The sequence below is a fragment of the Thiomicrospira pelophila DSM 1534 genome (genome assembly GCF_000711195.1).
Taxonomy (GTDB): domain Bacteria; phylum Pseudomonadota; class Gammaproteobacteria; order Thiomicrospirales; family Thiomicrospiraceae; genus Thiomicrospira; species Thiomicrospira pelophila.
Map to the genome: position 1 here is coordinate 1,321,454 of NZ_JOMR01000001.1, position 12,103 is coordinate 1,333,556.

At 46.4% G+C, this 12,103-nt stretch carries 10 protein-coding genes; 4 read left to right on the top strand and 6 right to left on the bottom strand.

The window, feature by feature from the left end; translation table 11 throughout:
- Window positions 1-42: 42 nt before the first annotated feature.
- The 4 genes from lpdA to N746_RS0106400 all read right to left on the bottom strand — a co-directional run bounded on the left by lpdA (window position 43) and on the right by N746_RS0106400 (window position 6,705).
- Window positions 43-1,815, bottom strand: a complete 1,773-nt coding sequence (gene lpdA / locus N746_RS0106385) for a dihydrolipoyl dehydrogenase (RefSeq protein ID WP_029934959.1) — start codon at window positions 1,813-1,815, stop codon at window positions 43-45.
- A 15-nt stretch (window positions 1,816-1,830) separates the two neighbouring features.
- On the bottom strand, window positions 1,831-3,165 hold the full coding sequence (gene aceF / locus N746_RS0106390; RefSeq protein WP_029934961.1) for a dihydrolipoyllysine-residue acetyltransferase: 1,335 nt from the start codon (window positions 3,163-3,165) through the stop codon (window positions 1,831-1,833).
- A 60-nt stretch (window positions 3,166-3,225) separates the two neighbouring features.
- Window positions 3,226-5,886 carry a pyruvate dehydrogenase (acetyl-transferring), homodimeric type gene (gene aceE, locus N746_RS0106395; protein WP_029934964.1) on the bottom strand — a complete coding sequence of 887 codons (2,661 nt, stop codon included), beginning with the start codon at window positions 5,884-5,886 and terminating at the stop codon, window positions 3,226-3,228.
- A gap of 330 nt (window positions 5,887-6,216) precedes the next feature.
- The gene (locus N746_RS0106400) at window positions 6,217-6,705 is read right to left on the bottom strand and encodes an RNA pyrophosphohydrolase (RefSeq protein WP_029934974.1); all 489 of its coding nucleotides are present in this window, start codon (window positions 6,703-6,705) and stop codon (window positions 6,217-6,219) included.
- Between the two features lie 178 nt (window positions 6,706-6,883).
- Between N746_RS0106400 and N746_RS0106405 the strand changes: the two genes are divergently transcribed.
- Window positions 6,884-7,540 (top strand): histidinol-phosphatase, encoded by a 657-nt coding sequence (locus N746_RS0106405; protein ID WP_029934975.1) that lies wholly within the window; start codon window positions 6,884-6,886, stop codon window positions 7,538-7,540.
- Window positions 7,541-7,628: 88 nt separating this feature from the next.
- On the opposite strand, the gene fldA is transcribed toward N746_RS0106405, so the two are convergent.
- Window positions 7,629-8,144 carry a flavodoxin FldA gene (gene fldA, locus N746_RS0106410; RefSeq protein ID WP_029934976.1) on the bottom strand — a complete coding sequence of 172 codons (516 nt, stop codon included), beginning with the start codon at window positions 8,142-8,144 and terminating at the stop codon, window positions 7,629-7,631.
- 142 nt (window positions 8,145-8,286) lie between these two features.
- Here fldA and N746_RS0106415 point away from each other — a divergent pair, with 142 nt between their 5' ends.
- Window positions 8,287-8,496 carry a hypothetical protein gene (locus N746_RS0106415; RefSeq protein ID WP_029934977.1) on the top strand — a complete coding sequence of 70 codons (210 nt, stop codon included), beginning with the start codon at window positions 8,287-8,289 and terminating at the stop codon, window positions 8,494-8,496.
- Between the two features lie 27 nt (window positions 8,497-8,523).
- Here the strand turns inward: N746_RS0106415 and ampD are convergent, their stop codons facing one another.
- Window positions 8,524-9,081: a 1,6-anhydro-N-acetylmuramyl-L-alanine amidase AmpD gene (gene ampD / locus N746_RS0106420; RefSeq protein ID WP_029934978.1), complete on the bottom strand. Its 558-nt coding sequence runs from the start codon at window positions 9,079-9,081 to the stop codon at window positions 8,524-8,526.
- 116 nt (window positions 9,082-9,197) lie between these two features.
- On the opposite strand from ampD, the gene nadC reads away from it, so the two are divergent.
- Together nadC and N746_RS0106430 are read left to right on the top strand one after the other, a co-directional pair.
- Entirely contained in the window at window positions 9,198-10,034 is an 837-nt protein-coding gene (nadC, locus tag N746_RS0106425; protein ID WP_029934984.1) for a carboxylating nicotinate-nucleotide diphosphorylase, read from the top strand.
- A gap of 57 nt (window positions 10,035-10,091) precedes the next feature.
- Entirely contained in the window at window positions 10,092-12,089 is a 1,998-nt protein-coding gene (locus N746_RS0106430) for a cation:proton antiporter (protein ID WP_029934986.1), read from the top strand.
- The last annotated feature ends 14 nt before the right edge of the window (window positions 12,090-12,103 follow it).

A 12,103-nucleotide genomic window follows, 5' to 3' on the forward strand; every position in this document is an offset into this window, starting at 1 on the left:
TATCTCGGCAACCTTAACAAGGCTTATAACAAGCTGTTTAGGTTACTTTTTCTTCTTGGGTGCGATCAAATCAGTAATCGTACCTTCGGCCATTTCCGCCGCGAACGCAAAGGTTTCGCTTAGGGTTGGATGCGGATGAATGGTTAAGCCGATATCTTGCATATCGGCGCCCATTTCAATCGCCAACATGGCTTCGGCAATTAATTCACCGGCATTTGGCCCGACAATACCCGCGCCTAATAGGCGATGGGTTTTGGCACAGAACAAGGACTTACTTAGACCTTCATCACGCCCTAAGCTTAAGCTGCGACCTGACGCCGCCCAAGGGAACACGCCTTTTTCGTACTCAACGCCTTCGGCTTTAAGTTCTTCTTCAGTTTTACCGGCCCACGCGACTTCTGGATCGGTGTAGGCCACACTTGGAATACCCATTGGCGTAAAGGCGCTCGGCATATCGCAAATGACTTCCGCCGCCACTTTGCCTTCGTGTACCGCTTTGTGCGCCAACATAGGCTGACCCACAATGTCGCCAATCGCATAAATGTGATCGACATTGGTTTTTTGACGTTCATCGACTTCGATAAAGCCCCAATCGTTTACGACCACACCGGCTTTTTCAGCATCCAACAATTTACCGTTTGGTGTGCGACCGACCGCCACTAATACGCGATCAAAGGTGTCTTGTGCTGGACAGTCTTTACCTTCAAACGACACCACTAGCCCGCCTTTGGCGGCTTCAACGTGGGTGACTTTGGATTTAAGGAAAATGTTTTCGTAACGCGCTTTGATTTTCTTTAACAACGGACGCGTTAAGTCTTTGTCGGCACCCGGAATAATGTTATCGCCCAGTTCGACTACGGTGACTTTTGAACCTAGTGAGTCGTAAACCTGCGCCATTTCTAAACCGATAATGCCGCCACCGATCACCAATAAACGTTTCGGTACTTCTTCAAGCTCTAACGCATCAGTTGAGTCCATTACGCGTGGGTCATCATGCGGAATAAACGGCAATTTAATCACACGTGAACCGGCGGCGATCACGGCTTTTTCGAACGCGATGGTTTGTTCGCTGCCATCTTCTGCGGTAACCGTGATGGTATTCGCTGAGCTGAACTTGCCAACACCTTGTACGACTTCAACTTTACGTTGTTTCGCGAGCGCGCCTAAGCCGCCGGTCAATTTGGTGATCACGCTGTTTTTATAATCGCGCATCTTGTCCAAATTGATTTTTGGCTTGGCAAACTCAATGCCGTGTGCGGCCATTTCTTGGGTTTCGTTTAACACCACTGACATATGCAATAACGCTTTAGACGGAATACAGCCCACGTTTAGACACACGCCACCGATGACCGGATAACGTTCAACCAAAATCACTTGTTTGCCCAAATCCGCCGCGCGGAAAGCGGCGGTATAACCACCTGGGCCACCGCCTAAAACCAGCACTTGGCAAGTTTTGTCGGCTGGTGGTAGGTCTTTTGACGACACCGCTTGCGGAGCGGCTTGTGCATTCGTTTCTGGTTTGGCTTCTGATTTTTGCTCAGCTTTTTGTTCGGTTAGTTTGGCTGGGCTTTCATCGGCGATTTCCATTTTGCCGATCACGGTTCCCTGACGAACTTTGTCGCCTACCGAAACCGTTAATTCGACAATGCGTCCAGATAACTCAGCCGGCACTTCCATGGTGGCTTTGTCCGATTCAAGGGTTAACAATGAATCGTCTTGTACCACTTCGTCGCCTTGAGCGACTAATACTTCAATCACATCCACATCAGCAAAGTCGCCAATATCTGGAATACGAATCTCTACGATTTGACTCATATCAGGCTCCCTTGCTTAGAGTAATAGTTGACGGATATCGGCCAAATGCTGACCCACAAATGTGCTAAAGCGCACACCTTCCGCTCCATCAATTACACGGTGGTCGTATGAAATGCTATAAGGCATCACCAAACGTGGTTTAAATTCTGAGCCATCCCAAACTGGTTGCATTGAGGCTTTTGAAACCCCCATGATCGCGACTTCTGGCGCATTCACAATCGGCGTAAACTGCGTACCACCGATGCCGCCTAGGCTAGAAATGCTGAAACAACCGCCCGACATATCTTTAGGTGACAATTTGCCGTCGCGTGCTTTGGTGCTAAGCTCCATCAAATCGCGTGATAGTTCAAAGATTGATTTTTGATCGACATCACGAACAACCGGCACCACCAAACCATTCGGTGTATCCACCGCGATCCCGATGTTGTAATAGCCTTTGCGGATCAATTTTTGACCGTCTGGCGACAAGGACGCGTTGAAATTTGGGAAGGCTTTTAAGCCCGCGACCACGGCTTTCATAATGAAGACCAACGGCGTGAGTTTAACGCCGGCTTTTTCAGCTTGGGCTTTCATGTCTTTGCGGAACTTGTCCATCTCGGTAATATCACACTCGTCAAATTGGGTGACGTGTGGAATATTTAACCAAGCCGTCGACAAATGTTTGCCCGACAACTTCTTAATACGACTAAGTTCGATCTCTTCGGTTTCACCAAACTGGCTGAAATCGATGGTCGGAACCGGCGGAATGCCCGAACCTTGTGCGCCGCCCGCCGAAGCTTGACCTTGCATGACCGACTTAACAAAGTTCTGAATATCAGACTTAAGCACACGCCCTTTTGAGCCAGAGCCATTAACTCCGGCTAAATCGACACCCAACACACGTGCAAACGCACGAACCGCTGGTGAAGCATGGCTCACCGCGCCCATCGACTGATGATTCACTGGTTTAGGTGTATTGCTTACCGAAGCGTCTGTTGGTAAACCAACCGAGCTAGACTGGGTTTGTTCGTGCAACTTAGGCGCTGGTGCGGCCGCCGCTTGAGGGGCGGGTTGTTTCACCGGCTCTTCCGCTTTGTTTTCAGCTTTAGCCGGTTCAGCGGCTTGTTCGGCCTCATCGACTTCGATATCGAAAATATAGGTACCTTGCGCGACTTTATCGCCAACCTTGACCTGGATGTTGCTGACCTTACCTGAATGGGTAGACGGCACTTCCATCGTCGCCTTATCAGACTCCAGCGTTAGTACCGAATCGTCAACTTGAACCTGATCGCCTTCGTTTACTAAAACCTCGATCACATCAACCGAATCAAAATCACCAATATCGGGCACTGTAAATTGAATTTTTGCCATAACATTTTTCCTTAGTCAAACAAGGGTGCGCCCTTTTGAGTCGCGCCCTTGTGAGCAATTTTATGCGTGAACTGGATAGGTTTTTTCTGCATCCAAGCCGTATTTATCAATCGCTTGCTGCACGACATCAGGTTTAATCTGACCTTGCTTCGCAAGCCCTTTTAAGGCTTCAACCACTACATAATGGCGGTTCACTTCAAAGAATTTACGCAACTGTTCACGCGTATCTGAGCGACCGAAACCATCGGTACCCAATACATGGAAATCGCCCGGCACATATTCACGAACACGGTTAGCGTAATCGCGAATGTAATCCGTCGCCGCAATAAACGGCCCTTTTGCATCCGCCAATACTTGCGTAATGTAAGGCACCTTGGCTTTTGAAGCTGGGTGTAAGGTGTTCCAACGCTCGACTTCAATACCTTCACGGCGCAATAGGTTAAAGCTTGGCACGGCCCAAATATCAGCGGCGACTTTCCAATCCTGCTCTAACAGTTCAGCCGCGGCAATTACTTCGCGGAAAATCGTACCTGAACCCATTAGCTGTACGCGAGTCTTAGACTTAGATTCAGATTTTTTGAAGGAGTAAATCCCTTTTAAAATACCTTCTTCTGCGCCTTTCGGCATAGCTGGGTGAGTGTAGTTTTCGTTCATCGCGGTGATGTAGTAGAACACGTCTTCTTTGTTCTGCATCATGCGTTTTAGACCGTCCTGAACAATCACCGCCATTTCGTAACCGAAAGTTGGATCGTAGCTTAAGCAGTTAGGCACGGCATCAAACATCACTAGGTTGTGACCGTCTTGGTGCTGTAGACCTTCACCTTCCAAAGTGGTACGACCGGCTGTACCGCCGATTAAGAAACCACGTGCACGCGAATCGCCCGCGGCCCAAGCTAAGTCACCAATACGCTGGAAACCGAACATTGAGTAGTAAATATAGAAAGGAATCATGCTCACGCCATAGTTGGCATAAGCGGTCGCGGCAGATACCCACGATGACATCGCACCGGCTTCGTTAATCCCTTCTTCTAATACCTGACCGTTTGATGATTCTTTGTACCACATCAACTGGTCTGAATCGACTGGCTCATATAGCTGGCCAGCTGGGTCATAAATACCGACTTGACGGAACAAGCCTTCCATACCGAAAGTACGCGCTTCATCAGGAATGATCGGCACAACACGCTTACCTAGCTCTTTGTCGCGCAACAAGATAGATAACACACGAACAAACGCCATAGTGGTCGACATTTCACGATCTGCTGTGCCATCTAGCAACATTTTGAATGCGTCCAGTTCCGGCACCTGCAAAGGCTCTGACTTGTCTTGACGAATTGGCAGTGAACCACCTAATTCGGCACGGCGTTCTTCAACATATTTCATTACTGGGCTATCGGCTTCTGGACGATAGAACGGCACTTCTTTTTCCAGCTGTTCATCTGAAATCGGGACAGAGAAACGATCACGGAAGTATTTCAGGCCGTTAATATCCAGTTTCTTCTGTTGGTGCGCGCTATTGGCGGCTTCACCAAACTCGCCCATGCCATAACCCTTAACGGTTTTAGCCAAGATTACCGATGGCATACCTTTGGTTTCACTGGCACGCTTATAGGCGTTGTAGATTTTACGCGGTGAGTGACCACCACGTGTTAGCTTAAAGATTTCGCCGTCGGTCATATCCTTAACCAACTCAGCGGTTTCTGGGTATTTACCAAAGAAGTGCTCACGTACCCAAGCGCCATTTTTAGCTTTATAGGCCTGGTATTCACCATCGACCACTTCGCCCATGCGTTCAATTAACTTGCCGCTGGTGTCTTTGGCTAATAACGCATCCCAACCGGAGCCCCATAGCACTTTAATCACGTTCCAGCCTGCGCCACGGAACATGCCTTCTAATTCTTGGATGATTTTACCGTTACCACGTACCGGTCCATCCAAACGCTGTAGGTTACAGTTCACCACGAAAATTAGGTTGTCCAAACGCTCACGCTGCGCTAGTTGAATCGCACCACGTGATTCTGGCTCATCCATCTCACCATCACCTAAATACGCCCAAACTTTACGGCCTTCGGTTTTTGCCAATCCACGTGAGTCCATATACTTCATGAAACGCGCTTGGTAAATCGCCATTAATGGGCCCAAGCCCATAGATACGGTTGGGAACTGCCAGAAATCTGGCATTAGCCATGGATGCGGATAAGAAGACAAACCATTACCATCCACTTCTTGACGGAAGTTTTTCAATCTGTCTTCTTCCATGCGTCCTTCTAAGAAAGCACGTGCATACATACCCGGTGCCGTGTGACCTTGGAAAAAGATCATATCTGCGCCTAGTTCATGATCAGGACCTTTAAAGAAGTGGTTCATGCCGACTTCATATAAGGTACAACTTGATGCATAAGAAGCAATATGACCACCTACACCCGTTTCCTTGTTGGCTTTTACCACCATGGCCATCGCATTCCAGCGCAAAATTGAACGTACGCGCTGTTCTAGAGTTAAGTCACCCGGATAATTGTCTTGTTCTTCAAGAGCAATGGTATTGATATAAGGGGTATTAGCAGAATAAGGAATATCGATGCCGTGAACACGGGCTTTTTCAATCAAGGTTGCAATCAGATGGTGGGCCTTATCGGTACCTTCAAACTGAACAACGGCTTCTAACGCATCAAGCCACTCTTGTGTTTCTTGTGGATCTTGATCAATGAACTGATCGCTCATACATTCACCTCTTGGGTTTTAAACTGAGTAGATCGCGGGTTTAGCGATACACTCTGAACAAAAATAAAGACTTTTGGGCTATTGGGTCTAACATAAAAGCCTGTAAACGCCTGGTTGGGCGCGGTCTTTACCGTTTTTTAGAAAAATTAATGGCGGGAATCATACCACTTTTTAGGCCGAAAAACAGCGTGCCAACGTTTTGAACCCAAAAATGTGCATGAAAAGTGCATAAAAAAATGGCATTTTTCTATCGATTAAAACACGAAAAGTAGACAAAAAATCTTGGGAGCACCAGGCCTGGTAGTGATGTTTCAGGGAGGTTTAAGTCGGTTATTTAGGTAGCCAGAACTTATTCAGCGCGTCTTCCAGTTCGGTTAATGCTAGATGATAAACCGATTGTTTAAAGTTGACGACCTCTTGTACCGGACGCCAATAGTCGACCCAGGTCCAGGTTTCAAACTCTGGCGTTGGGTGATCGGCTAAGTTGATCGCGTCGTCTGAACTTTCCAAACCGAGTAGAAACCAAATTTGCTTTTGCCCCACACATACCGGCTGGCTGTAGTGTCGAATTAAGTGTTTAGGAAGGTCATAATGCAACCAATCGCTTGTTTTGCCTAATACGCGCACATCAGAAGGCGACAAACCGACCTCTTCACGTAACTCACGAAACACGGCTTGCTGTGGGGTTTCACTTTCGCGAATGCCGCCCTGCGGAAACTGCCAGGCTTCTTGCTGAATACGCTTGCCCCAGAACAACTTGCCCTGTTTATTGGCAATAATAATGCCCACATTTAAGCGGTATCCGTCCTGATCAATCACAAAAAATCCCTAAAACGATGGCTTTTAAACCAAATAAATTTAATTGGAACTAATAATGCCTAAAAGGTCGTATCTTTTCAATCAAAACCGTTTATTTTTGGTAATTGTTTAGCCAAGCATTGTTGAAAACGCTAGCTTGGTTTAGGATTCCCTTTATTTTTAGTGATAGGAACTCGGCATGAGCTTGGCAATCTTTGATTTGGACAACACGTTAATTGGTGGCGACAGCGACTATCTTTGGGGCGAATTTTTGGTTAAAAATCAACTCATTGATGCGGACGAATACCGTCGTGCAAACGAACGCTTCTATGAACAATATCAAAACGGCGATTTAGATATTTTTGAATACCAAACTTTTTCGCTCAAGCCGCTTACTTTACATTCAATGCAACAACTACAGGCTTGGCATAACGAATTTATGCGCGAGATGATTGAGCCGATTATGTTGCCGCAAGCCCAAGCGCTGATTGAATCGCACCGATCACAAGGCCACCGCCCGCTGATTATTACCGCCACCAATACCTTTATTACCCGACCGATTGCTGAAAAATTGGGCATAAATGAGTTGATTGGTACCGAACCAGAAGTTCATGAAGGTCGCTTTACCGGACGCGTTGCCGGCGTGCCGTCGTTTCAACAAGGTAAAGTGACGCGCTTAGCGGACTGGCTAAAACAACATGATGAAAGCTTAGAAGACAGCTACTTCTATTCTGACTCGCACAACGATTTACCGTTATTAGAACAAGTGAGTTATCCAATTGCGGTGGATGCCGATCCGCGCTTAACTCAGGTGGCGAAAGAAAAGGGTTGGAAACAAATGAGTTTGCGCGGTTAACACGTCAGCTGAAAACACAAAACCCTAAGCAACAGGCCTGGTGCTTAGGGTTAGATGGTTACACTAATTAGTACTAAAGAAATGAACCTTACAGTTCCATTTCTTCTTTAATTTGCGCTACCCATTCAGCGATACGTTTTTCAGTTAATTCCGGTTGCTGATCTTCATCCAGCGCCAAACCGACAAAAAACTCGCCATCTTCGGTCGCCGCTTTCGATTCATCATACTGATAACCGTCCGTTGACCAATAGCCAGCTGGGGTGCCACCATTTTCAAGCACCACATCGTGCATCATACCAACCGCATCGACAAAGTATTCGGCGTAATCCGCTTGGTCACCCAAACCAAAACAGGCCACGGTTTTACCTGTAAAATCGATTGAACGAAAGTCTTCCCAAAAATCGTCCCAGCTACTTTGACGTTCGCCGTAATACCAAGTTGGTTGACCGAGAATCAATTTATCATATTGGTCAAAATCTGATTTTTTAGCCGATGCAATATCATGCACATCCACCAGATCCGCACCCAACTTCTGTTTAATTAAGTCGGCAACCCGCTCGGTATTGCCAGTATCTGTTCCGTAAAACAAGCCGATTTTTCCCATACAATTTCCTTTACACTTAGCAACTCAATACAATGAGCGCTATTTGATAATGACAATCTTAAAAAAAGTGCGACAATAATAGCACACCCAGCCAGCTTGGCTAATTGACGAATTTTATGAACACGCATGAAAAATACTGATTATGAAAAACATTGACTGCTTTCGTTGCCAATATTTCTACATTACCTGGGAAGCCAGTAAACCCCGTGGCTGCAAGGCCTTTGGCTTTAAAACCTCGCGCTTGCCCAGCCAGGTGGTGTATGAAACTTCTGGAGAGGCCTGTATGAAATTTCGCCCTAAACCCAATAATGCCAAACCCGGTAAAAATAAAGAGAACGGCTGGATTGCTTAAAACCGACTTTAAATCGGTTCAACCTGGCTAAGTGGACGAGTTTGTTAAACGCCTCAAGGCCGCCCAGTTAAATAATGGTCCTGGGTCGGTTTTACGTCCAGGGGCAATATCACTATGCCCCACTATGGCGGACTTACTTAAACTTGGATAGGCCTTTTGAAGCGCCAAAACCGCCAAGGCTAACGCCTCATACTGACTAGCCGTATAGGCGATATGATCCGCACCTTCCAACTCAATCCCAATCGAAAAATCATTACAATTTTCACGCCCATCAAAACAGGACACACCCGCGTGCCAAGCGCGCTGGTTAAAATCGACAAACTGAATCACATCACCATTACGTCGAATAAATAAATGCGATGAAACTTTTAGCCCATCTATGCCTTGATAATAAGGGTCTTCTTGCGGGTTAAGTTGGTTGGTAAAAAGCTGCTCTACCCCCATTCCACCAAATTCATCAGGCGGTAAACTAATGCCATGCACCACAATCAATTCAGGTACCAGGCCTGGTGGTCGCGGTTCAAAATTCGGGCTCGCAATCCATTTAGCTTCTTCTAATCGGCCGTTTTGCGGATTCACATGCATGGTTTTCAATTGGCTTTCATCCTTTCACACTCCGCCAGGGCTGGGTTTTTGGTGTATAATTATGGGGTTATTTTCGCACTCTATTTAAACATTTTAAAGTAAACACCTCACAGCCTATGGATCAATTTTTTAAGGATTTAACCGCGTGCGTGCGTTTTGCGCTACAAGAAGACCTGGGACATGCTGACCTGACAGCGGATTTAATTGACCCGCAAACTCAAGCCCATGCCCGCATTCTATGCCGCGAAGACGCGATTGTTTGCGGTCGACCTTGGTTTGATGAGGTGTTTCATCAACTTGACCCTAGCCTCACCATTCATTGGCATTGTAAAGAAGGCGATAGGGTTAAAGCGGATCAATTGTTATGCGAAATTACCGGCAATGCACGCAAAATATTGACCGGTGAGCGCACCGCTTTGAATTTTTTACAAACCCTCTCAGCGACGTCTACGGTTACCTCGCGTTATGTAGCGGAGCTTAGCGGACAAAAAACCCGCCTGCTTGATACCCGAAAAACTCTGCCAGGCTTGAGACTTGCGCAGAAATACGCCGTAAAATGTGGCGGTGGTCAAAACCACCGTTTTGGTTTGTATGATGCAATTTTGATTAAAGAAAATCATATCATTGCTTGTGGTGACTTAACCCAAGCGGTAACACGCGCCAAACAACAACACCCAGGGGTGTCAGTCGAAGTTGAAACCGAAAACCTAGCGGAAGTCGAACTGGCGGTAGCGGCGCAAGCCGATATTATTATGCTGGATAACTTTAGTTTGATTGAAATTGAGCAGGCCGTCAAATTAGTAGCTGGACGCGCCAAACTCGAAGCTTCTGGCAATGTCGAGATCGCTCAACTCAAAACCCTCGCCAATACCGGAGTAGACTTTATTTCCACTGGTGCCATTACCAAGCATATTCAAGCCATCGATTTGTCGATGCGCTTTGAGTTTATATAATTCGGTGGTTTTTACTATTTCCGCTCAAGTGTCAGATAAAGTAATTAAGGTTTAAGAATGGATCATTCAGGTCAAGATCATATTTTATTAATGGTAGTCATGCTTCTGGGTCTGGCCGTATTAACCGTTTCTTTATCCAGACGCCTGCACATGCCCCCCATCCTTAGCTATATCATTGTCGGCATTATTGTTGGACCGGGTGTATTGGGTTTAATTGAGAACAAGGCCAGCACCCTATTCCTGGCTGAAATCGGCATCGTCTTTTTATTATTCTCAATCGGATTAGAATTCTCGTTAGCGCAAATGAAAGCCATGCGAAATCTGGTGTTTGGGTTGGGCGCATTACAAGTATTTGTCACCGGCGGTGTTGTATTTTTAATCGCACAGGCCTTTGGGCTAGACACCAACACAAGCATCGTGATTGCCAGTGCCTTCGCCTTATCATCCACCGCGATTGTCATTAAACAGCTCACCGAACAAGGTGAAATCCAATCTCGTCACGGTCGTAGCGCTATTGGTATGTTGATTTTCCAAGATATTATTGCGATTCCGTTACTGATTTTAATTCCCGCCTTGGCACTCACACAATCGGATATTTCTCTTGGCTCGGCGCTCGGCATGTCGTTTTTGAAAGGCCTATTTGTCGTTATTTTGATGCTGTTATTAGGCCGTTATGTGTTACGCCCGCTCTTTAACGAAGTGGCCTCTGCCAAGTCCACCGAGCTCTTTATGTTAACCGTGTTGTTTGTCGCGCTCGGTTCAGCTGCTTTAACCGAAGAAATCGGTTTATCTTTAACTTTGGGCGCGTTTTTAGCCGGCATGATGCTGGGCGAAACCGAATATCGCCACCAAATTGAAGCGGATATTCGCCCTTTCCAAGACGTATTATTAGGTCTGTTTTTTATTACCGTAGGCATGATGATTGCCCCGATGGTGATTTACGAAAATCTGTTGATGGTGCTAAGTATCACATTTGGCATTATGCTTCTTAAAGCCTTGATTATTTTTGGTTTAATGCGGTTTGTGTTCAGAAAACCAGGGGGCGTATCCATTCGTTCTGCGATTACACTAGGTCAAGTAGGCGAATTTGGTCTAGTCATCATGACGCTTGGTTTTACCTACAATCTTCTGCCAACCGAGGTTGGCCAAATTCTTTTATCTTCTGCTGTATTAAGCATGATGGCCGCCCCGCTTTTAGTGAAGTTTAATGGACGCTTAACCAACTTCATCAGTATCGGTTACAACGTTGAACGCAAACAAATGGAAAGTGCGATTGAGCAAGATACCGAATACCTAAAAGACCATGTTATTTTGTGTGGTTTTGGGCGTGTAGGCCAAACCACTAAACGATTTTTGACCAACGCCAACTTTCCGTTTGTGGCGCTCGATCTCGATATATCCCGCATCAAAGAGGCGCAACTTGCGGGTGAACCGGTTTATTATGGCGATGCCGCCAAGGCGGATATTCTGCATTCCTGCAAAATAGATAAAGCCAAAGTTATCATCATCACCTATCACGACCACCACGTTTCGCTAAAAACACTGAACGCGATTCGTCAGATTCGTAGTGATATTCCAGTTTTGGTTAGAACCCAAGATGATAGTCATCTACAAGAATTCTTGGATGCGGGTGCGACCGAAGTGATTCCAGATATTTTCGAATCCAGCATCATGTTGTCTTCGCACCTGCTATTAATGCTCGGGCATCCGGCCAGCCAAGTGCTTAAAGAAACCCGTAAAGCGCGTGAAGACCGTTATAGTCTGCTTGCCAACTTCTATGCCGGTGAATCCGACATCCGAACCGGCGCACCGCAAATACAAGGCGGGATTATTCATGCCGTCAGCTTAGATGAGAATGCATTTGCAATCGGGAAACGCTTAAAAGAAATCGATTTTGCCGAAAATGGCGTGCATGTTGATGCGGTAAAACGCGGCTCGGTACGTGGCGAAAATCCCGATGAAAACACCCGCCTACGTACTGAGGACACGGTTATTATCTCAGGTCTACCGGAAGCGGTCGAAAAAATGGATAGCATTTTAAAGCAAGGTTATTAATAAACCGGCGCATT